18 protein-coding genes are annotated in these 21,307 nt (G+C 71.9%); 13 read left to right on the top strand and 5 right to left on the bottom strand.

All coding sequences use genetic code 11. From position 1 onward, the window contains the following. The first annotated feature begins 128 nt into the window (after positions 1-128). The 12 genes from AC6JA9_RS38100 to AC6JA9_RS38045 all read left to right on the top strand — a co-directional run bounded on the left by AC6JA9_RS38100 (position 129) and on the right by AC6JA9_RS38045 (position 14,843). Positions 129-2,021 (top strand): Hint domain-containing protein, encoded by a 1,893-nt coding sequence (locus tag AC6JA9_RS38100; RefSeq protein ID WP_223782759.1) that lies wholly within the window; start codon positions 129-131, stop codon positions 2,019-2,021. 110 nt (positions 2,022-2,131) lie between these two features. Further along, complete coding sequence (locus AC6JA9_RS38095; RefSeq protein WP_497958613.1) at positions 2,132-3,880, top strand: hypothetical protein; 1,749 nt, start codon at positions 2,132-2,134, stop codon at positions 3,878-3,880. 28 nt (positions 3,881-3,908) lie between these two features. Then, the gene (thiL, locus tag AC6JA9_RS38090) at positions 3,909-4,859 is read left to right on the top strand and encodes a thiamine-phosphate kinase (RefSeq protein WP_223750691.1); all 951 of its coding nucleotides are present in this window, start codon (positions 3,909-3,911) and stop codon (positions 4,857-4,859) included. Between the two features lie 116 nt (positions 4,860-4,975). Further along, a complete protein-coding gene (locus tag AC6JA9_RS38085) occupies positions 4,976-6,319 on the top strand; it encodes a methyl-accepting chemotaxis protein (RefSeq protein ID WP_255653669.1) in 1,344 nt (447 codons plus the stop codon). Beyond that, positions 6,316-7,200: an MmcQ/YjbR family DNA-binding protein gene (locus AC6JA9_RS38080; protein WP_497958612.1), complete on the top strand. Its 885-nt coding sequence runs from the start codon at positions 6,316-6,318 to the stop codon at positions 7,198-7,200. The genes AC6JA9_RS38085 and AC6JA9_RS38080 overlap by 4 nt, the downstream gene beginning before the upstream one ends. Before the next feature lie 15 nt (positions 7,201-7,215). Continuing rightward, entirely contained in the window at positions 7,216-7,638 is a 423-nt protein-coding gene (locus AC6JA9_RS38075) for a chemotaxis protein CheW (protein ID WP_046716504.1), read from the top strand. Positions 7,639-7,713: 75 nt separating this feature from the next. Next, positions 7,714-8,088 carry a response regulator gene (locus AC6JA9_RS38070; RefSeq protein ID WP_046716503.1) on the top strand — a complete coding sequence of 125 codons (375 nt, stop codon included), beginning with the start codon at positions 7,714-7,716 and terminating at the stop codon, positions 8,086-8,088. A 50-nt stretch (positions 8,089-8,138) separates the two neighbouring features. Next, on the top strand, positions 8,139-10,859 hold the full coding sequence (locus AC6JA9_RS38065; protein ID WP_497958611.1) for a chemotaxis protein CheA: 2,721 nt from the start codon (positions 8,139-8,141) through the stop codon (positions 10,857-10,859). Next, on the top strand, positions 10,856-11,455 hold the full coding sequence (locus tag AC6JA9_RS38060; protein ID WP_223750695.1) for a chemotaxis protein CheC: 600 nt from the start codon (positions 10,856-10,858) through the stop codon (positions 11,453-11,455). Before AC6JA9_RS38065 ends, AC6JA9_RS38060 begins: the two co-directional genes overlap by 4 nt. 24 nt (positions 11,456-11,479) lie before the next feature. Then, positions 11,480-12,232 (top strand): nickel pincer cofactor biosynthesis protein LarB, encoded by a 753-nt coding sequence (gene larB, locus AC6JA9_RS38055; protein ID WP_046716500.1) that lies wholly within the window; start codon positions 11,480-11,482, stop codon positions 12,230-12,232. A 5-nt stretch (positions 12,233-12,237) separates the two neighbouring features. Next, the gene (larC, locus tag AC6JA9_RS38050; RefSeq protein WP_497958610.1) at positions 12,238-13,410 is read left to right on the top strand and encodes a nickel pincer cofactor biosynthesis protein LarC; all 1,173 of its coding nucleotides are present in this window, start codon (positions 12,238-12,240) and stop codon (positions 13,408-13,410) included. Positions 13,411-13,550: 140 nt separating this feature from the next. Continuing rightward, a complete protein-coding gene (locus AC6JA9_RS38045) occupies positions 13,551-14,843 on the top strand; it encodes an SH3 domain-containing protein (RefSeq protein WP_408888975.1) in 1,293 nt (430 codons plus the stop codon). 161 nt (positions 14,844-15,004) lie between these two features. Here the strand turns inward: AC6JA9_RS38045 and AC6JA9_RS38040 are convergent, their stop codons facing one another. The 3 genes from AC6JA9_RS38040 to AC6JA9_RS38030 all read right to left on the bottom strand — a co-directional run bounded on the left by AC6JA9_RS38040 (position 15,005) and on the right by AC6JA9_RS38030 (position 18,386). After that, positions 15,005-15,718, bottom strand: a complete 714-nt coding sequence (locus AC6JA9_RS38040; RefSeq protein WP_223750698.1) for a hypothetical protein — start codon at positions 15,716-15,718, stop codon at positions 15,005-15,007. Further along, positions 15,715-17,283 carry a Ycf46 family AAA ATPase gene (locus AC6JA9_RS38035; RefSeq protein WP_497958609.1) on the bottom strand — a complete coding sequence of 523 codons (1,569 nt, stop codon included), beginning with the start codon at positions 17,281-17,283 and terminating at the stop codon, positions 15,715-15,717. Before AC6JA9_RS38035 ends, AC6JA9_RS38040 begins: the two co-directional genes overlap by 4 nt. A gap of 95 nt (positions 17,284-17,378) precedes the next feature. Then, the gene (locus tag AC6JA9_RS38030) at positions 17,379-18,386 is read right to left on the bottom strand and encodes a Gfo/Idh/MocA family protein (RefSeq protein WP_497958608.1); all 1,008 of its coding nucleotides are present in this window, start codon (positions 18,384-18,386) and stop codon (positions 17,379-17,381) included. 131 nt (positions 18,387-18,517) lie between these two features. Between AC6JA9_RS38030 and AC6JA9_RS38025 the strand changes: the two genes are divergently transcribed. Next, entirely contained in the window at positions 18,518-19,231 is a 714-nt protein-coding gene (locus tag AC6JA9_RS38025) for a DUF2238 domain-containing protein (protein WP_426744830.1), read from the top strand. Here the strand turns inward: AC6JA9_RS38025 and AC6JA9_RS38020 are convergent. Beyond that, entirely contained in the window at positions 19,218-19,715 is a 498-nt protein-coding gene (locus AC6JA9_RS38020) for a hypothetical protein (RefSeq protein WP_223782750.1), read from the bottom strand. The two genes, AC6JA9_RS38025 and AC6JA9_RS38020, sit on opposite strands and share 14 nt — an antisense overlap. 149 nt (positions 19,716-19,864) lie before the next feature. Beyond that, the gene (locus AC6JA9_RS38015) at positions 19,865-21,253 is read right to left on the bottom strand and encodes an ATP-binding protein (RefSeq protein WP_223750702.1); all 1,389 of its coding nucleotides are present in this window, start codon (positions 21,251-21,253) and stop codon (positions 19,865-19,867) included. Positions 21,254-21,307: the final 54 nt, after the last annotated feature.

The following is a 21,307-nucleotide window of genomic DNA, read 5'->3' as shown; positions in this document are numbered from 1 at the left end:
CGTAGCGGTCATGCGCGGGCCTTTCGGCAGACAGGCCCGCCCTGGGGGGCAGCGGTCCACACGCAGGTCTGAGTGTCGTCGGTGTGGTTGTCGTCGTCGGCAGTCCACTGCAGCAGAGGGGGTTACACATGAAGCCGTGCTCGCGTTTCTCGGTGCCTGTTACCGCGGCCCTGCCGCTCGTCGCGCTCGCGACGTCCGCCTGGGCCGGCCCGTTGCGCTCCCCGGACCGGGGGTTGGACGGGGCCACGCTGGTGGAGGACTCGCAGTACATGCGCCGCGTCTTCGAGGAGAAGACCCGGGGCGCCGGTGGCGAGAGCATCGCCATCGACCTGGCCGACCCGGCCCAGTACCGCTTCGTGATGAACCGCCTGCGCGGCTCCGGGAAGACGGTCGCCAATTCGCCCCGGCTCTTCGAGCGGCTGGCGCTGGCGCAGAGGAAGGCCCTGGCGCACCAGGCCGCGGGCACGCAGGCCGCGCCGCTGGCCAACAACTGGGGCTGTGACCACTTCCTCAACCTGACCCGCGGCGTCACCAGCGGCTCGGTGCGCGTCTACGAGAGCAACCCCTGGGCCGCGTGCCTCAACGGCGCCAGCTACGTGTACACGGACATCGTCGCCTTCAACGCGAACAACGCGGAGACGCAGACGACGGTGGTGGACTCGGCCTCCGGCGAGGAGTACGCGGCCGGCCAGAGCTTCGACGACGTCATCGTGCGGCCGGCCATCCCGGTGAACCAGGACCGGCAGGTCATCCTCGACTCGATGATGATCGCCATGAACGAGAACACGGGTGAGGAGGTCGTCACCTTCGTGCGCGGCCAGTCGAGCACGACGACGGGCGGCGCGGACCTGGCGCTCGAGCACCCGCGCCTGTCGGTGCCCAACAGCGGCAAGCTGAACACGGAGCTGTGCCAGATGCGCGGCGGCATCGACTGTGACTACGCCGCGGTGGGCGCCACGCTGGCGCCCTCGGGGGCCAACACCCCGACGAGCATCGCGCTGCGCAACCCCGCCGTGACGGCCTCGTGGGTGGGGGATGCCAGCAACAACTTCCCCCTGACGCGCGCGTGGGACTGGAGCCACGTCTACGTGCCCACCAAGTTCACCTTCAACGCGGGCAGCAAGAACGGCATCGCCTGCGTCATCAAGGAGATCCTCCCGGGCTCGAAGGTGCGCCTGGTCAAGCCCATCACGGGCGGCACCTGCATGAGCCAGGCGGACCTGACGCCCTTCCTCACCAGCTCCATCAACAGCCAGACGGCGAACGTGACGCTGCTGGCGGACCTGACGCGGGAGACGTCCATCGCGGGCACGGGCGTCGAGAACTGCGCGATGCAGACCATCATCAACCAGCCGGTGGAGTACGTCATCACGGTGAGCACCAAGGTGAACTGCGGCACGGCGGCGAACACGCCGGCCTCGGTGACGGTGCGCATGCTGTCCGACTCGCGCTATCGCTATGGTGTGCAGGTGTGGAACTCCTGCATGGCGGAGGGCACGCAGGTGGTGCTGGCCGATGGCAGCGTCGTCCCGGTGGAGTCGGTGAAGCGCGGCCAGCGCATCGTGACGAACGCGAAGGGTGACACGCTCACCGTGCGCGACGTCCAGGTGGGTGGCGAGCGCGACGCGATGGTGAACCTGCGTGACGACAAGGGCCACGCGGTCAGCCTGACCGACAAGCACCCGGTCATCATGGCGGATGGCAGGCCGCTGGCGGCCGGCAAGCTGAAGGTGGCGGACCAGGTCAGCACCCGCGAGGGCGTGGCCACGCTGACCTCCGTCACGCGCGAGAAGTACACGGGCAAGGTCTACAACTTCAGCCTGGGGACGACCGAGGAGCTGGCGCGCGCGGGGAAGCACGCGAACACGATGTTCGCCAACGGCTTCCGCGTGGGTGACAACGCGATGCAGGGCGAGCTGACGGCGCCCGTGGCGGACTCGCGCGAGACGCTCGAGCGTCTGCCGGCCTCGTGGCACAAGGACTACGCCCTGGCCCCCGCGTTCGTGGCGGGTCAGCGCTAGCTCGCGGTTTCGAGGAACGAAGCACCGCCGCCCCACCGACGCGCCTGGCGCCGGTGGGGCGTTCTGTCTGGGTGGGCACGAGAGACAACCTGGTGACGACAGGAGCACGGATGCGGAACACGGTGGTGATGAGCGTGCTGGTGATGGGCTTGCTGGCCTGCGGAGACGCGCCACCCCGGCCACCGCCGCCGGGCTTCTGTCCGGAGCGTCCCGCCGCCGTGGAGCCCGGGAGGCCCGGTCAGGTGCCGCTGCGGGTGCGCCCGCCCGAGCGGCTCGAGGCGTGGAGGGCCCGCGTGGGGCTCGCGCGCACGCCGTCGGCGGTGGGGGCGCGAGCGCCCGAGCGGCTCGAGGCGGGGAGCGCCCGTGCGGGGCTTGCGCGGGTAGGGTCGTCGGGGTCGCCCGAGGCGTGGCGGGCTGGCGAGGGGCGCGCGCGCGCGTTGTCCGTGGAAGCGCCTGAGCACTTCGCTTCGTGGCGAACCCACGCGGAGCTCTCGCGGGCGGGGACTTCCGAGCGGCTCGAGGCGTGGAGTGCTCGTACGGGGCTCTCGTCCGTGGCGCCATCGGCGCAGACCGCGGTGGACCTGACGGGCCGCTCGTGGTGGGCCACGCCGTGTCTCGTGGGGACTCCGGGCCTGGAGGTGGCGACGCCCCGGGTGGCCGTGACGGAGTCCGGCCGCGCGATGGCGGTGTGGACCGAGAGCGACGGACTGGACGCGTGGCTGTGGGCCAGCGAGTACACGCCGACCACGGGATGGTCTTCCGCGCGCAAGGTGGACCTCTTCCGCGAGCTCCCGGACGACGAGCTCCGGGTGCGGCAGCCGCAGGTCGTCGCCGACGGCGAGGGCCGCGTGCTGTTGATGTGGCTCCAGAGCGAGGGCTCGACGGCGACGCAGCTGTGGTCCGCGCGGCACGTGCCGGGCGAGGGATGGAGCAAGGCGGACCGCGTGCTGGCGCATCCCCTGGGAGACGCGACGCACCTGGAGCTCGCGCGCGACGCGGCGGGCGGCTTCACCGTCATCTGGACGCAGTTCGACGGCGACACGTTCAGCGAGAACGTCTGGACCACCCGCGGCTCGCCCGCGACGGGCTGGGAGCCCGCGCGCCGCATCGACACGCCCGCGCCGGGCTTCTCCCTGGCGCCTCGGGTGTCGGTGAGCTCGGACGGCCACGTGCTGGTGGGGTGGGACCGCTTCGACGAGCTGGAGGGCATCCCCGTGGCGTGGTTCAGCCGGTGGACCCCCTCCGAGGGCTGGAGCGCCGCGGAGCGCCTGAGCCCTCCAGGCGTGGACGGCTTCTACGCGGAGCCCGTGGCGGGGCCGGGCGGCACGGCGCTCGCGCTGTGGAGCGGCCTGGGCGCGGTGGAGGTGGAGCTGTGGGCGCGGCGCTTCGTGCCCGGCTCGGGCTGGTCCACGCCCGAGCGCCTGGAGGAGGTCCTCGGCAGCTCCGGCGCGGCCCAGGCCACCGCGGAGCGGGAGGGACGCACCCTGGTGGTCTGGCCCCGCGCGCGCGACGGCGTCACCCGCTTGTCCAGCCGGCCCTTCGACTTCACCCGCGGCTTCCGTCCGCGCGAGGACGTGGCCCCGCCGCCGAAGGGGCTCGTCGCCCTGGACCCGCGGGTGGTGTCGGTGAGCGCGTGGGAGTCGCTCGCCGTCTGGACCCAGGAGGTCGAGGGCGGCCGGCGCATCGCCGCCAGTCGCTACGTCCTCGGCCGAGGCTGGGGACCCGCGACCTGGCTCGACACGGAGACCTCCGCACAGACGGGCTTTGCGCACGTGGCCGTGGGCGCGCGGGGCGACGCCGTGGCCACCTGGCTGCACGGGGGCGAGGTGCCCGGCGTGGGCCTCAGCGTCTTCCAATAGACGCGCCCTTGGTCTTTGCTGTCGGACGATGCCTGGTGAGTTCGACTTCATCCGCCGCTTCCTCGGCCACTTCCCCAAGGCCCGGGTGCCGGTGGGCCCCGGGGACGACTGCGCGGTGCTCGCGCCCTCGCGCGGGGCGCTGTGCGTCACCACCGACGCCGTGGTGGAGGACGTGCACTTCACCCGCGCGTCCTTCTCCCCCGCGGACATCGGCCACAAGGCGCTCGCGGTGAACCTCTCGGACGTGGCCTCCATGGGCGCCACGCCGCGCTGGTTCGTCTGCGCGCTCGCGCTGCCCAGGGACTTCCCTCCCGCGCACCTGTCGGGCATCGCCCGGGGCATGGCGGCGCTCGCCCGCGAGCACCGCGTGGCGCTGGTGGGCGGCAACTTCACCTCCGCGCGCGAGCTGTCCATCACCATCACCGCCACCGGCGAGCTCTCCCGCCCTCCGCTCACCCGCGCGGGGGCCCGGCCCGGTGACTGGCTCTACGTGTCCGGCACGCTCGGCGACGCGAGGCTGGGGCTCGCCCACCTGCGCGCCGGGGTGAAGCGCGGCGCCAGCGTCCAACGCCAACGCCGACCCCGACCTCGCGTCGCCCTGGGCCAGCTCGCCGCGCGCTTCGCATCCGCGGCACTGGATGTTTCCGATGGTCTTGCACAGGACCTGGGTCACCTGTGCACCGCGTCGGGGGTGCGCGCGGTGGTGGAGCTGGCGAAGCTGCCGATGTCGGCCGCGGTGCGGCGGGAGCTGGGCCCCGAGGGGGCGCTGGCGGGCGGGGAGGACTACGAGCTGCTCATGGCCGTCCCCTCGGCGCGGGGGCGTGCCTTCGAGCGGGCGTGTGCTCGGGGCGGCCATCCGGTGACGCGCGTGGGGGCGCTCTCGGAGGGGGTGGGGTGGGTGATCCACGACGAGTCCGGACGCGACGTGCGCCGGCCGGGCGGGTTCGACCACTTCCGACAAGCCTCCCGGGTGGATTGACCCTGCCCGACAGCAAGGCTAAACCCAGGGCGCTTCCGCCCCTCCCCCGAAAGCATCCCGTGCGCCGTCCCCTACGTGACGACACTGCCCCCGGATTGACGCCTCGCCGCGAGCCCCTGCAGCGCCTGGTGCGCGCCGCGGTGGACGGGCGTCGTACGACCAAGGTGGTCTCCCTCCAGTCCAGCATCACCAAGGGTTACGTGGTGCTGGGACTGGCGCTCACCATCTGGATGGTCGCCTCGGAGCCGCTGGCGCAAGGGCTGGTCGAGATGCTGGGCCTGGACCAGGTGGCGGAGTGGAAGGTGGCCATCCGGATGCTCGGGGCCATTGGAATCACCGGTCTTGCCGCCTTCGCGCTGCCGTCGCTGCTGGCGCGCGTCACGCGCGTGAAGGTGCTGAGCAACTCCGCGTACGAGATTTCGCAGGGCGACCTGTCCAAGCCGGTGGCCGCCGAGGGCGGCAGCACGCGCGACGAAATCGACGAGCTGACGGGCGCCATCATCCGCATGCAGGAGAACCTGCGCGAGCTGGTGGGCAAGATCCAAGAGACGGCCAAGAGCGTGGCCGACACGGCCATCGACCTGCAGCGCTCGGCGGAGAACGTCAACGGCTCCACGGAGGAAGTGGGCTCGTCGATGAACATCATCGCGGGCGGCGCGGAGACGCAGTCGCAGCTGGTGTCCAAGGCCTCCAAGGTCATCACGGAGATGGCCAGCAGCATCCAGCGCACGACGGGCAGCGCGGAGGACGCGGCGCGCACGACGGCGGAGACGAGCAGCGCGGCGGAGGATGGCTCCAAGGCGGCGCGGCTGGCCGGCGACAAGGTGAAGAAGGTCTTCAACCGCATCGAGTCCGCCAGCCAGCAGGTGTTCGCCTTCGGCGAGAAGACGCAGGAGATCTCGAAGATCGTCGACGCCATCACCCAGGTGGCGCAGCAGACGAACCTGCTGGCGCTCAACGCGACGATTGAAGCGGCGCGCGCGGGTGAGTACGGCCGAGGCTTCGCGGTGGTGGCCGACGAGGTGCGCAAGCTGGCGGAGAGCGCGGGCCGTTCCGCCGAGCAGATCTCCAAGCTGGCGCGGGACATCTCCGGTCAGTCGACGTCCGTGGTGAGCGCCATGAAGGAGGGCATCGCGGAGCTGGCGGAGGGCCGCGAGGACCTCACCAACATCGTGCGCTCCATGGGCGCCATCACCGACACCATCCGCAAGGGCTCCGAGAAGGTGCACCTCATCTCCGAGAGCACCCGCGAGCAGCACAAGGGCAGCGAGGAGATGGTGAAGGCCATCGAGGAGATCAAGCTGGTGGCGCGCAACAACGCCGCCTCCACCGAGGCCATCCAGTCCGTCATCCAGGAGCAGACGGCCGCCGTGTCGCGGATGACGTCGCTGGCGAGCGAGCTGACCAACCTCTCCGTCGAGCTGCAGAGCGTGGTGCGCAGCTTCCGTCTGGGGCCATGAGCCAGGGCGCCACCGTCGTGTTGGGCGCCGCGGAGGCGCGGCTGCGCGAGGTGATGCTCGCCCTGCCGGACGTCACCGAGGAGTTCCCCTGGGGACACCGCACCGCGAAGGTGCGCGGGAAGATGTTCGCCATCCTCGTGCTCGACGAGGAGGGGCTGCGCGTCACCACCAAGCTGCCCACGTCCAACGAGGCGGCGCTGATGCTCCCGTTCGCCGAGCCCACGGGCTACGGCCTGGGCAAGAGCGGCTGGGTGACGGCGCGCTTCTCCCCCGGACAGGAGGTCCCGGTGGAGCTGATGGCCCTGTGGATCCAGGAGAGCTTCCGCGCCGTGGCGCCCAAGTCCCTGGGGGACGGTGCGTCCGTGGTGAAGAAGTCCGCCGCGAGCAAGACGAAGGCGGTGGGCGCGGAGTCGACGGTGTCGGGCGCGAAGTCGTCGGGCACGAAGGTGAAGCCCGCCGCCGCGAAGCTGACGACGGCGAGCGCGAAGGTGACGGCGACGGACGCGAAGCTGAAGCCCGCCGCCGCGAAGCCGAAGACGGTGAGCGCGAAGGCGAAGTCGACGGGCGCGAAGGTGAAGGCGGTTGGTGCGAAGGCGAAGTCGGCGAGCGCGAAGGTGAAGTCGTCGGACGCGAAGCTGAAGCCAGCCGCCACGAAGCCGAAGACGGTGAGCGCGAACGTGAAGTCGACGGGCGTGGAGGCGAAGGCCGTGGGGGTGAAGGCGGCACCCGCAGGCTCGAAGACCTCGGGCGCGCAGGTGAAGCGTCCTGGCAAGAAGGTGGCTGCGGCGGCAGACAAACCGTCCGCGAGGAAAGTGGCGCCCGGGGGGAAGCGGCCCCGCACGGCGCGACGCGCCACGGCGTCCCGCTCAATGCAAAGCTGATACAACACGACCTCTGTGCGGCACGTCATCTTCCGGGTGGAGAAGGAGCGCTACGGACTGCCCTTGTCGGCGGTGCGGGAGGTCGTCGTGCCTCCGGAGCGCTTCACCCGGGTGCCGCGCGCGCCGGCTGCGATTACCGGGGTGATGAACCTGCGGGGCCGGGTGGTGACGGTGGTGGAGCTGCGCCAGCTGTTGGGGCTCCCGGATGGGGCCTCGCCCCCGTCCCGCGTGGTTCTTCTGGACCGCGGCCGGAGGGATCTGGGACTGTTGGTGACGGATGTGGATGGAATCGAGGCGGTCGAGCGGGTGAGCACGGCGCCGGGGAAGTCGACACCGGCCATCCGTGGCGTCGCCCGGCTGGGTGGGCTGGGAGTGACCGTGCTGGACCCGGAGGGACTGGACGCCGCGGTGGTTGCCTTGTTCACCCATTCCAAGTGAGTAGCCCCCTGGAAAGCGCGGGTGCTAGTGTGCGCGCTCCTCTAGGCTAGGCGATTCGGAGGCGGAGTTCTTCACATGGCTAAGCGGGTCCTGGTCGTCGACGATGCCATCTTCATGCGCAACATGATCAAGGACATCTTCGCGTCTGGAGGGTTCGAGGTCGTCGGCGAAGCGGCCAATGGCCTGGAGGCCGTGGAGAAGTACAAGGAGCTCAAGCCCGACCTCACGACGATGGACATCGTCATGCCGTTCAAGAGCGGCATCGAGGCGACGCGGGAGATCATCAAGCACGACAGCAGCGCGGTGGTCATCATGTGCTCCGCGCTCGGTCAGGAGAGCCTGGTGATGGAGGCCATCGAGGCGGGCGCCTCGGACTTCATCGTCAAGCCGTTCCGCGCCGAGGACGTGCTGGGTGTGGTGAAGAAGGTCCTGGGAGTGGGAGGGGCGTGAGCGACGTCGCCCGCGGGCGGTCACTCGGCGCTTTCTGAACGAGGTCGGGCATGACGATGGACATGTCCCGTTACCTGGGCCTCTTCATCTCGGAGGCCACCGAGCACCTCGAGGCGCTCGGCAGGGACCTGGTACAGCTGGAGCGCGAGGGGTCCTCGAGCGCGGTGGACTCGATGTTCCGCCACGCCCACTCCGTGAAGGGCATGGCGTCGTCGATGGGCTTCGAGCCCATCGCGATTCTGGCGCACCGGGTGGAGGACCTGGTGGACGCCGTGCGGCAGGACCGCAGCCGGCTGGACCGGGACCTGGTGGACCTGCTGCTGAGTGCCTCGGACACGCTGCTGGCGCAGGTGCGCGCCGTGGCCGAGGGACATCCTCCGGATGAAGCCGCCCCGCTCCTGGCGCAGCTCGCCGCCCGCGTCACCACGATGACGGGCCACGCCCCCACCGCCACGCGCGTCGCGAAGGTGACCGTGCTCAAGCCGGAGGGCTCCGACGGCGGAGATTCCTCGGGCGGCTCCGGGGGCGGCACGGGCACGGCGGGTGGTGGCTCTGGCGCGAGTGGTTCGGGCGCGACGGGTGGTGGTTCCGGGACGGGTGGTTCGGGCACGACTGGCGGCTCGGGCGCGACGGGTGGTGGCTCCGGCGCGAGTGGTTCGGGCGCGGGCTCGACGGGTGGCTCCGGCGCGAGTGGTTCGGGCGCGGGCTCGACGGGTGGCTCCGGCGCAGGCGGTGGTGGCGCCTCTGGCGCGGGCTCGACGGGTGGTTCGGGTGCCACGGGTGGTGGTTCCTCCGGCGCGGGCTCGACGGATGGTGGTGCTGGCGGGGGTGGCTCGGGCACGACCGGCGGCCCGGGGGCGGGCAGCAGGGGCGCGACGGGCGCGGCAGGTGGTGCGGGCTCGTCTGGCGGCGCGAGTGACGGTGCAGGCTCGACGAGCGGCGTGAGCTCGACGGGCGGCAACGGTTCACCGGGCGGCACGGCCAGTGGTCCAGCCTCTGCGTCCGGTGCCGCTCCCAGCACGTCCTCCCCATCGAACGGCCCCACGGGCACGAGCGGCGCGGACCTCGGTCCCCAGTCGCCGGTCCCCCCCCGACTGACCTCATTGGACCCGGGGGTCGGCGGTGTGCGCGAGGTGCTCGGCATCGGCGCGCCCGCATCCTCTCCGCACGGCAACGCGTCCACGGGAGCCCCGCTCGGACTCGGTGACGTGGCGTTGAACGACCTGGGCACGGCGCTCAAGGCGGCCTCCACGGCGCCGCTGCCCGGCGAGCGCCCCGAAGGCGGCACGCAGCGCTGGGCGGTGCGGCTGCGCATCTCCCCCACGTGCCAGGTGCCCGGCGTGCGCGCCTTCCTGGTGCACAAGCGGCTCACCACGCTGGGCACGCTGGTGGACCTGCGGCCCGCGCTCGAGGAGCTCAAGGCCGGTCGCATCCCGGACGGCTACATCCAGCTGGAGCTGGAGACGTCCGTGGGCGAGGCGGGCATCCAGCAGTCGCTCAAGAACGTGGCCGAGGTGGACGTCGTCTCGGTGAAGCCCGCCGTGGCGGTCCCCCTCCCCGTGGTCGCCCCGGCGTCGGCGGCGGAGGCGGGGCGCGGCGTGGGCGCGGACTCCTCGTCGCGCACGGTGCGCGTGCGCACGGAGCTGCTCGACTACTTCCTCGACACCGTGGGTGAGCTGATGCTCGCCACGGCGCGCCTGCGCGAGGTGGGCAAGGTGCTGCCGGAGAACGTGCGCCCCGCGCTGGAGGAGGGCGTCTACCGGCTGCACACGCTGGTGAAGGACCTGCACGACAAGGTGATGACGGCGCGCATGACGCCGCTGTCGCTCATCACCGACCGGCTCCCCCGCGCCGCGCGCGACATCGCCCGGCGCAAGGAGCGCGAGGTCGACCTGGTCATCACCGGCGCCGAAATCGAGCTGGACCGCGCCATCCTCGACGAGCTGGCGGACCCGCTGCTGCACCTGCTGCGCAACTGCATCGACCACGGCCTGGAGTCGCCCGAGGAGCGCGTCGCCGCGAAGAAGGGCCCGCGCGGGCGCGTGCTCGTGGCCGTCAAGCGCGCCAGGGACCGCGTCATCATCGAGCTGGAGGACGACGGCCGCGGCATGAACCCCGCGAAGCTGAAGTCCGCCGCGGTGGCGCGCGGGCTGCTCACCCCGGAGGCCGCCGCGCGGATGACGGACCGCGAGGCCTTCATGCTGTCGTGCCTGCCGGGCGTGTCCACGGCCAAGGACGTGACGGACATCTCCGGCCGAGGCGTGGGCATGGACGCCGTCAAGCGCGTGGTGGAGAGCGTGGGTGGCACGCTCGAAATCGACAGCGAGACGGGCCGGGGCACGCGCTTCACGCTGCGGCTGCCGCTGACGGTGGCGGTGGTGCACCTGCTGCTCGTGGAGGTGGGCGAGGAGGTCTTCGGTCTGCCCATCGCCAAGGTGGTGGGCGCCACGGAGGCGGACAGCGACGCGCTCAGCCGCAGCCGCGAGACGGCGCTCCTGCCGCACGGCAACTCGCTGTTGCCCGTGCACGCGCTGGACTCGCTCGTCGGCGTGCCGGCGCCCGGCCTGCGCGGGGTGCGGCCCTTCGTGGTGATGGAGGGGGACTCCGGACGGGTGGCGCTGGGCGTGGACCGGCTGCTCGGCCAGGAGGAAGTGGTGCTCAAGCCGCTGTCGCGCCCGCTGGACCTGTTGCCCGGCCTCTCCGGGGTGACCATCCTCGGCAGCGGCCGTCCGGTCTTCATCCTGGATGTTCCGAGGTTACTGTCCGCGTGAGCCTGCCTCTTCCCAGCGATGCGCAGCTCGATGCCCTGCGCGAGGTGGCCAACATCGGCTGCGGCCATGCGGCCAACGCGCTCTCCCGGCTCATGGGCGGACGTCAGGTGGACCTGTCCGTCCCCCGCGTGGTGCTCACCGGCCCCGAGGACGCCGCGGGGCTGTTGGGCGGCGACGCGTCCGCGGTGGCGGCCTGGCTCGCCATCACCGGGGCCCTGCGGGGCGTGCTGATGCTGGCCCTGCCGGCCTCGGATGCGCAGGCGCTGGAGACGCTGCTGCTGGGCGCGCAGGAGTGCGGGCAGGCCGAGCGCGACAGCGCGGTGTCGGAGGCGGCGAACATCGTCGCGAGCGCGTGCCTGTCCGCCATCGGCAAGCTGACGTCCTGGCGGCTGATGCCGTCGGTGCCCACGCTGCGGCGGGCGAGCGCTCGCGAGCTGGTGGGCGCGGCGGTGGGGCAGGTGGAGGGCGACCCTGGCCGCGTGGTGGTGCTGGAGGCGCGCTTCATGGCGGCGGCCACGCCCCCGGTGAGCGGGCAGCTGTTGCTGGTGCTGGAGCGCGACAGCTCCCGGGCGCTCCTGGCGCGGCTGGGCGTGTAGCCCGTTTCGGGGTACAGGGGCGCCATGGATGAGAAGGCGCTGAAGCAGCTCCTGGGGAGCGTGAAGTCGGGCCGCGTCTCGGTGGATGACGCCGTGGGCAAGCTCAAGGACCTCCCCTTCGCGGAGCTGGGGTACGCGACGCTCGACACCCACCGCAACCTGCGCTTCGGCTTCCCGGAGGTGGTGCTGGGCGAGCCCAAGACGGTGGAGCAGCTGCTGGGCATCGTCGGCGCGCTGGTGGAGCGCAAGCAGACGGTGCTGGTGACGCGGCTGCAGCCGGACAAGGCGGAGGCGCTGGTGGCCCGCTTCCCCAAGGGCCTGTACCACCCGGTGGCGCGCATCTTCCATCTCAAGCAGGGCAAGGTGCGCGCGGGCCGCGTGGCCATCGTCACCGCGGGCACCAGCGACATCCCCGTGGCGGAGGAGGCCGCGGTGACGGCCGAGGCCATGGGCGCGGAGGTGCGCCGCGTCTACGACGTGGGCGTGGCGGGCATCCACCGGCTCTTGCGGCGCCGGGAGGAGATTCAGGAGTGCCACGCCGCGGTGGTGGTGGCGGGCATGGAGGGCGCGCTGGCGAGCGCGTTGGGCGGGCTCGTCGGCATCCCCATCGTCGCGGTGCCCACGTCGGTGGGCTACGGCGCCAACTTCAAGGGCGTGTCCGCGCTGCTGGCGATGGTGAACTCGTGCGCCTCCAACGTGGCGACGGTGAACATCGACAACGGCTTCGGCGGGGGCTTCTACGCCGCGCTCGTCTCGCGCACGAAGGGGCGGCGGTGAGCGGCATGCGGCGCATCCTCTACCTGGAGCCGGTGGGCGGCATCGCCGGGGACATGTTCCTGGCGGCGGGCATCGACCTGGGATTGGAGCCCGCGGCGATTGAGGCGGCGCTGCGGGGGCTGAGCGTCCCGGGCTGGAAGCTGGCGGTGGGCCGCGCGGTGCGCCACGCCATCAGCGGCACGCACCTGGACGTGGTGCTGGACGCGCGCGAGGCCCATCCGCACCGCGCCTACGCGGACATCCGCCGCCTCATCGAGTCCGCGTCCACGCTGCCGCCCCGCGCGAAGGAGCGGGCGCTCGCGGTGTTCCGCGCGATTGGGGAGGCCGAGGCGAAGGTGCACGGCGTCTCCATCGACGACATCCACTTCCACGAGGTGGGCGCGGTGGACTCCATCGTCGACATCTGCGGCGCGGCGGTGGTGCTGGAGCTCTTGGGTGACCCGGAGGTCCACGCGGCGCCGCCCCCCCTGGGCAGCGGCTCCATCCGCGTGGCGCACGGCATGATGCCCATCCCCGTGCCGGCCACGCTGGAGCTCTTGCGCGACGTGCCCGTGCGCTTCGAGGGCGTGGGTGAGCTGACCACGCCCACCGGCGCGGCGCTGCTCAAGGTGCTCGCGAAGATTGGCCACCCGCCCGACTTCATCGTCGAGAAGGTGGGCTACGGCGTGGGCACGAAGGACTTCCGCGACAGGCCCAACGTGCTGCGCGCGTCGCTGGGGCGGCTGGAGGACTCGCGCACCGAGGGCCTGTGGGTGGTGGAGGCGAACCTGGACGACGCCACGCCGCAGCTCTTGGGGCACCTGGTGGAGCGGCTGCTCGCGGTGGGCGCGCTGGATGCGTGGGTGGCGCCCGTCGTGATGAAGAAGGGCCGCCCGGGGCACCTCTTGAGCGCGCTGGTGGAGGGCGGCCTGCGAGACACCACGGTGGACCTGCTCCTGCGCGAGTCCACGTCCCTGGGCGTGCGCTACCACCGCGTCGAGCGTCAGGCCCTGGCGCGCGACTGGGTGGAGGTGCAGACGCCGTGGGGGCGCGTGCGCGTGAAGCGCGGCCTGCGGGACGGCGCCGTCCTCAACGCGCATCCGGAGTTCGAGGACTGCCGCCGCGTCGCCGAGGCCGCCGGGGTCCCCGTGAAGCAGGTGGTGGCCGCCGCCCTGGTGGCGCTCGGCCTCCCCTCCTGACGTGACCAGCCCGCGTCCAGATGACGGATGAACGCCGGGCCCTGGTCATGCGAAAACATTTCGAGTAGAATGTTTTCAGTAGAGGGGGAAATTACATGACTGATGCAATTCGTAGGGGTCTGGGTCCTATCATCCGCACCGTGGCGAACGCCACTGTCCAGCAGGCGGTGCCGCCCGCGATGCAGCCGGCGGCCAAGGCGGTGGTGGACTTCGCGGTGTCCTCGTTCGAGCAGGGCAAGCCCGCCCGGGCTCCGGTGGCCTTGAACGTCCTGCCGCCGCCGACGGTGATTCTCGGCAGCCCCACCGTCATCCCGCCTCCCGCCACCCCCGTCACCGCCGCCCCGGTCTCCGCGAACCAGGGGGATGGGCAGGTGCAGCCGGGGGACAAGCGGACGGTGACCACGGGGGATGACACGCTGAACCTCCGCCCCGAGGCGGGGACGTCCCAGAAGCCCACGGGCAGCTTCCCCTCGGGCGCGCGGCTGGAGGTGGCCACGCCGCCGGATGGCGGGTCGTCGGAGAAGAACGGCTTCATCTACGTGCGCGGGCCCGGCGGGGAGACGGGCTGGGTGAGCGCGGAGTTCACGCGGGAGCTGACGGCGGAGGAGGCCGCGCAGCCCGCCGCCACGGGTGGCATCACCACGCCGGCCGCCGCCGCGTACCAGAGCGTCTTCGTCAACCAGTTCGCCGCCGAGAAGGAGGTGGGCGGCGACGCCAGCAACGCCAACTGCGGACCTTCCTCCACGCTGACGGCGCTGCTCAACGAGGGGCTGGAGATTCCGGCCATCCCAGGCATCGAGCACAACGGCACCACGGGCGCGGACGTGCAGGCGGTGCGCTACTGGGGCAACCAGGCGGACGACACGGACAGCGACGGCGTCTACACGAAGGAGGACGGCACGCTGGCGTACTCGCTGGATGGGACGGGCAACGAGAACTCCACGTTCACCGGCTTCAAGGACGTGGAGAACGCGGTGGCCGCGGCGGGTGGGACGACGTCGAGCGTGGCCGCGAACTCGACGGCCATCATGACGGCCATCGACAACGGCAGCACCGTGGTCATCTCCGGCACCTTCGTGGAGAAGAAGCCGGCCCCGGAGGGGACGCCCGAGGCGCTGGTGAGCCCCGAGGGGAACCTCTACGTCGACAGCGACAATGACGGCGCGCCGGACCTGCGGAATGGCGTGCCCGACGAGTGGCACCAGAAGGCGGACACGTGGAAGGGCCAGCACGGCTCCACCCAGCACCTGGTCGCCGTGGTGGGCAGGACGCCCGAGGGCAACTTCATCGTCTGCGACCCCGCGCACACGAAGCCGACGGCGGCTCCCATCGAGCTGTCTCCCGCGGAGCTGGATGCCTTCATGCGCGGCAACGCCGGCGCCATCGCCGTCAACGGGGCGAGCACCCCGGAGACCGAGACCACCGGCGGGTAGTGCCCGTGTGAGCGCGACCGCTTCCTCGGTGCGAAGGGGGAGCGGTCAGCGCGAGCACCGCGAGGAACCGTGCGCACGCGGTGCCTCGCTGGCTCGACGGAGGCGCCAGCGGCGGCAGCAGTCGCGAGCGCGCTCCTTCTCCGGCTCGAAGAGGGCGGCGGTCAGCGCAGGCGCCAGCGGTGGCGCAACGCCGACCTGGGCACGAACAGCAGCACGAAGACGATGAGCAGCCAGGCGCCCACCACGCGGGTGTTGCCCGTCCCGAAGCGCATCAGGCCCGCGCACACGCCGACGCAGCCCGCCACCGTGAGGCACCGCGTGAGCGTGTTGGGCAGCAGCGCCAGCAGCCCCGTGCCCACGGTGGAGTGCCGCGCGAAGATGCGCCAGCCCCGGTAGGACTGCTCCTCGGCGCGCAGCTTCTCCAGGAGATACGCGTAGCGCTCCGAGTCCGCGCGGCGCTCCTGCTCCAGCCGTTCGAGCGCGCCCTGTCGCTCCTCGCCCAGTTCACGGGCGCGCGCCTCTCGCCGCTCCGCCGCGAGCCTGGCCCGATGCTCCAGTTGCTGCGGTGTCCCCAGGTCCGCGCCGCACTGCTGACAGAGCTTCGCGAAGCGACCGTTGTCGGAGTCGCAGATGGCGCAGCGCGGGAAATCCCAGGCCTCTTCCAGGCTCGCGGCGCGCGGCTCCAGCACCACGGGGGCCTCCGCCTTGAAGCGCTCCAGGTGGGCCTCGGGGACGTCGCCCTGGGGCAGCGCGCCGCGCTCGGCGATGTCCTCGAAGCGGCGGCCACCGTCCTGCAACTGGGAGGGTTGCTCGCGCTTCGAGCGCTCACTCCGGTCCTTCTCCAGGTGCAGGAAGCGCGACAGCTTGGGACTCATGGCGCCCTCTCGACCAGCGCGCCCGAGGACGAGGCCGGACGCGTGCGCCCCTTGGCCCAGTCGCGCAGGCGGCGAATCTCGTCCCGCATCGTCACCGACAGCGGGAAGGTGTCCCGCAGGGTGCGCACCAGGTGCTGCTGCGCCAGCTCGGAGTTCTCCGCGAAGGCTTCATACAGACCGGCCACCACCACCTGCTCGATTTCGGCGCCGCTGAAGCCCTGGGTGAGCGTGGCCAGTTCCGCCACGTCGAAGTCCGAGGGCTCGCGCTTCCGGCGTCGCAGGTGGATGCGGAAGATGTCCTCGCGCTCGGCCTGCTCGGGCAGGTCGATGAAGAAGATCTCGTCGAAGCGGCCCTTGCGCAGCACCTCCGGGGGCAGGCCCTCGATGCGGTTGGCGGTGGCGACGACGAACACGGGCGCCGTCTTCTCCTGGAGCCACGTGAGCAGCGTGCCGAAGACGCGCGCGGACACGCCGCTGTCCGCGGTGCTCGAGGAGGCCACGCCCGACAGCCCCTTCTCGATTTCGTCCACCCACAGCACCACCGGCGCCACGCCCTCGGCCACGCGGATGGCCTTGCGCAGGTTCTCCTCGGACGAGCCGATGAGCCCGCTGAAGATGCGGCCCATGTCCAGGCGCAGGAGCGGCAGGTTCCAGTGCGCGCTGATGGCCTTCGCGGTGAGGCTCTTGCCGCAGCCCTGCACGCCGAGCAGCAGCAGCCCCCGAGGCTCGGGGAGGCCGAATTGTCGGGCCCGCTCGCCGAAGGCCGCGGTGCGCTGGCTCAGCCAGGCCTTGAGGTACTCCAGGCCGCCCACGTTGCCCAGGGACTCCTCGGGCGGGTAGTACTCGAGCAGCCCGCTCTTGCGAATCACCTGGCGCTTCTCGTCCTGGATGCGCTTGATGTCCTCGGGGCCCAGCTTGCCGTCATGGGCGATGGCCTTGGCGAAGGCGTTCTCCGCCTCCGACATCGTCAGCCCGAGCGCGGCCTTGATGAGCTGGTCGGCGTGCTCGCGCGACAGCTCGATGGTCGCCTTGTTCGTGCGGCGCACCACCGCGACGATTTCCCTCAGGAGCTTGAGCAAGTCGTTGTACCCGGGCATGGGCACGTCGATGACGGAGACCTCCTTCTCCAGCTCCACGGGGATGAGCAGCGTGGGCGACAGGAGGATGACGGTGGTGAAGGTGCTCTTGAGGAAGTGCGCCAGCTCCCGCAGGGCGCGCACCACGCCCTTCTCCTCCAGGTAGGGATGGAAGTCCTTGAGGACCACCAGCGCGGGCTCGCCCAGCTTCTCGATGGCGGCCAGCGCGTCGAGGGGGTTGCGCGTGTCGTCGGGCAGCGGCGCGGCGCGCGTGGTGCCGGAGGCGCGCAGGCCCTTGGTGATGGACCACTGGAACAGCGCCTTGCCGTGCGCGCGCGCCAGCTCCGCGAGGATGGCGTCCACGCGGTGCTCCTCCCACGACACCAGGTAGAGCAGCGGGTAGCGGGCCCGCACGAGGATGTCGAGCTCCTCGAGCCACGGCTCGGCGGGACGGTGGGCGTTGGCGCTGCCAGGGGTGGGGGACGACATTCCCCCGCTACTCTAGTGGGCCCCCTCGCCAGACGAAAACGAGGGCCCCCTGCAATGGCTTGCGCCCGACAGGGGAGCGAGCGCGAGGGTGGGGGTCACCCGTGCTTGGAGGTGTGCGTCATGGGGACTCGACGCCCCTCGGAGTCGGAGCGGAGCGCCGCCGCGAGGACCTCCTGGACGAGGGCTCCATCCTCCACGGTGGCGAGCCCATCGCGAGGCGCGTGACCTCGCAGGCCGAGGAACCGGCGCGCGGTCTCCACGTGGGCCTGGGCCCAGGGTTCGAGCTGTCCGGGGTGGGGCTCGGCGCCGGGGGCGACGTCGCTCCAACCGCCGTGCTCGAAGCCTCGGATGGGGGAGATGCACCAGCCCTCACGCGCGGGCACATAGCCCGCGGAGAAGCCCACCTCCCAGTCCTGGCCGAGCAGGCTCCAGCCCCCTTGGATTCCGGGCTCCGCGCAGGCGGCGTGGGTGAGGACGAGGACCGCGCCGTTGGAGAGCCCGACGTGCAGCGCGGCGGTGTGGATGGGGCGCCCGGAGAGCGTGGCCTGTACCCACAGCGGCGTCGCGTCCGTCAGCCACAGCGCGGCATCGAGGACGTGGGACAGGCCACCCCAGTCTCCCGAGGCGTCCTCGACGTTGGATTCATGGCGCGGGACGAAGCCGGTGCGCAGCGTGACGACGAGGTGCTGCACCTTGCGTCCCGAGAGCCAGGACTTCAGCGCGCGTACGGGTGGCAGCATGCGATAGGGGAAGTTGACGGCGCTGGGGCTCGACAGGGCACGGGCGCGGAGGACGACGCGCCGCGCGTCCTCGACGGTGCGCGTGAGGGGCTTCTCGCACAGCACCGCGCGCCCGGCTTCGAGGGCCGTGAGCAGGTGCGTCGCGTGCTGTGCATCGGGGCTCGCGACCACGACAGCGTCCACGGCGGCACACAGCTCATGGACGTCCGTGGTGGCGAGGGGAATGCCCTCATGCTCGGCCACCGCGCGCGTGGACTCCGGGGAGCGGCCGCACAGCGCCACCACCTGCACGCCCGCCGCGCGGAACGCGCCCACGTGCATGAGTCCCCACCGGGTGCCGATGATGCCGATGCGCGTCGTCATGCGGCGCAGCCTGCCAGAGATGACCCGCGTGCGTGCTCGCGCGCGACCCGGCGACGCCCGTTCCATCTCCGTGCCATGCTGCGCGGCGCCCGTCCTCCCCGAGTCCGGACATGACCGAGCAAAGGCCCGCCATGCAGCCCGCAGTCCCGCTCGACGCTCCCGCCGTCGACAGCGTCGCGCCGTTCTATCCGCCCGTGCGAGGGTCCCGTGAGGAGGCGCGCACCCCGCTGCTGCTCGCGGCCGTGCTCGCGCCCATCCTCGTCGCCACGTTCTTCCTCAGCCCCGCCGGCAAGCTCAACTGGTTGCTGGAGGTGGGCCCCGGTCTCGCCGGTATGATTGCGCTGGCCGCCACGTTCCGCCGCTTCCCGATGTCGCGCTGGGTCTACGTCTGCGTCTTCCTGCACATCCTCGTGCTGACCTACGGCGGCTACTACACCTACGCGCTCACGCCCCTGGGCAACTGGGTGCGCGACGCGCTGGAGCTGTCCCGCAATCCCTACGACCGGCTGGGGCACTTCGTGCAGGGCTTCTTCCCCGCGTTCATCATCCGCGAGGTCCTGCTGCGCTCCACGCCGCTGCGTCGGGGCGGGTGGCTCAACTTCCTCACCGGCTCGGTGGCGCTCGCCATCAGCGCCTTCTACGAGCTGCTCGAGTGGTGGGCCGCGCTCGCGCTGGACCCGGCCGGCGGTGACGCGTTCCTCGGCACCCAGGGCGACATCTGGGATGCGCAGTGGGACATGTTCCTCGCCCTCTGCGGCGCCGTGCTGGCCATGCTCCTCTTCGGCCGCGCCCACCTGAGGAGCGTGGAGCGCCTGGTGACCCGCGCCCGCGTCACATCCACTTGAGCGAGTAGCGCTGCATCCCCATGCGAGGCGTCGTCTTCGCCTCGGTGACAATCTTCCCGAAGCCCATCAGGAAGCCCCGGAACGTCCCCAACAGCAGCGGGGCCGGCAGCCGCGAGCCGCTCTCCAGCTCCGCCGCCAGCGGCATGAAGGCCACCGTGCGCGCGCTGTCCGTCGAGGGCAGCCCCTTCACCAGCGAGCGCAGCACCGAGTCGAAGTCTCCGAACACCTTCTCCACCGAGTCGAAGCCCCTGGCCCGCGCCAGCGGCAACGTGCGCATCCCCGAGCGCTGGGCGATGGCCTCCACCGCCCGGTCTCCCAGCGACTTGTGCAGCTCGCGCATGATGTGCACGTAGTCCTCCCACGCGTACCACGTGTCGTCACGCATGCCGTTGATGGTGCGCTGGTGCGTGGGAAAACGCGACGCCGCCGCCGTCATCGAGCCGAGGATGGCCTTGAACCAGGCGCCCTGGATTTCGCCGGACATGGAGTGCTCCCCCTGACGTGGAGACACTCCACCTTCATGCCGCGCCCGGAGCCAGTCTGGGGCCTCCGCCTGCGTGCACGGCTCGACGCTCGCCGCGCGCTTCCGTCACCCGGTGGATGCTCCGCGCGTGCGCCGGATGACAGCCGCCCTCACGCCGGCAGCCGCACCTGCACCCGCGTGTGCCCCGGCGCGGAGAGCACGCGCACGTCCCCGCCATGCCGCTCGATGATGCGCCGGCTGATGTCCAACCCCAGCCCCGCCGCGTTCGGCTTCGTGCTGAAGAAGGGCTCGAAGATGCGCGGCATCAAGTCCTTCGGGATGCCGGGCCCGTCGTCCGCCACCTCCACCACCAGCCCCCGCGCCTCCGTCCACGTGCGCAGCCGCAGCGTGCCGCCCCGCTCCCCCAGCGCCTCCAGCGCGTTGAGCACCAGCTGCGTCCACACCTCGTCGAGCGCGTGGGCCTCCGCCTGGAGCTTCGGCGCGTCCGAGGCGAACTGCCGCTCGATGCGGACGTGGTCTCCCTCCAGCCGGTGACGCAGCGCCGACAGCGCGTTCTCCAGGCCTTCGTGGACGTCCACCTCGGAGGGTTGCGCCCGGTCCATGAAGCTGTAGGCCTTCACGCCCTCCACCAGCGCGTGCACCCGCGCGCTGCCGCGCTCCACCTCCGCCAGCAGCACGTCACCGCTCACCGCGGCCACCAACCAGGACAGCGTGTCGCGCAGCAGCGCCTCACCCACGCGGCGCGCCACCGAGTCCAGCCAGGCCACATCCAGCCCGGAGGCCACCAGCGCGGGCGCCACGTCCCACGCGTCCGTCATCCCGCGAAGCTCCAGCCACGAGCCGATCTCCTCCTCGCGCTGCGTGCGCGCGAGCGGCTCCAGCGCCGGCGTGGCCCGCGCGCGGTCGGCGGCCTCGCGGGGCAGGGCCAAGAGCGCCCCGCGCTGCGCGGAGGACAGCCCATGCTGCCCGAGCGCCATCGCCCGCGCGGACACCAGCCGCAGCGTGTCCCGCAGCCGCGACGCGCTCCGGTTCGCCGACGCCGCGGGGTTGCCCAGCTCCGGCGCGAGCCCCGCCACCATCTGCCCCGGCTTCAACGCCAGCGGCTGCTGCGTGGACACCACCTCCTGCGGCTGGGTGCGCTGGGCCGCGACCTCCATCAGCCCCCGGCTCAAGGACGGCGCCAGTCGCAAGAGCTCCCAGAAGGCGGCGGGCTCCAACCTCAGCAGGCGCACGTCCGTGTGCGCGTGCCCGGTGGTGGGGTAGGGCGAGTTCAGGAAGAGGATGAGCTCCCCGAAGATGTCGCCTGCCTCCAGCGCGCCGGTGGGCGTGTCCTGCTCGCCCACGCGGCGGGCCCACACCGTGCGGCCCTCGAGGATGATGGAGAGCCCGTCCGCCGGGTCGCCCTGCGCGGCGACGCGGGCCCCCGCTGGGAAGTGGAGCTGCCGCCCATGGCTGGCCACCCAGTGCAGTTGCTCGTCGCCCAGCCGGGAGAACAGCGGTACCCGGCGCAGCGCTGTGACGATGTCCTCGCTTCCCATGTCGCCTGGATGCTGCCTGGGTGGACGGAAGGGTGTCCATCTCCACCTGCACCC

This window comes from Myxococcus sp. MH1, assembly GCF_059738865.1.
This window is presented reverse-complemented; position numbering and strand designations above follow the sequence as displayed.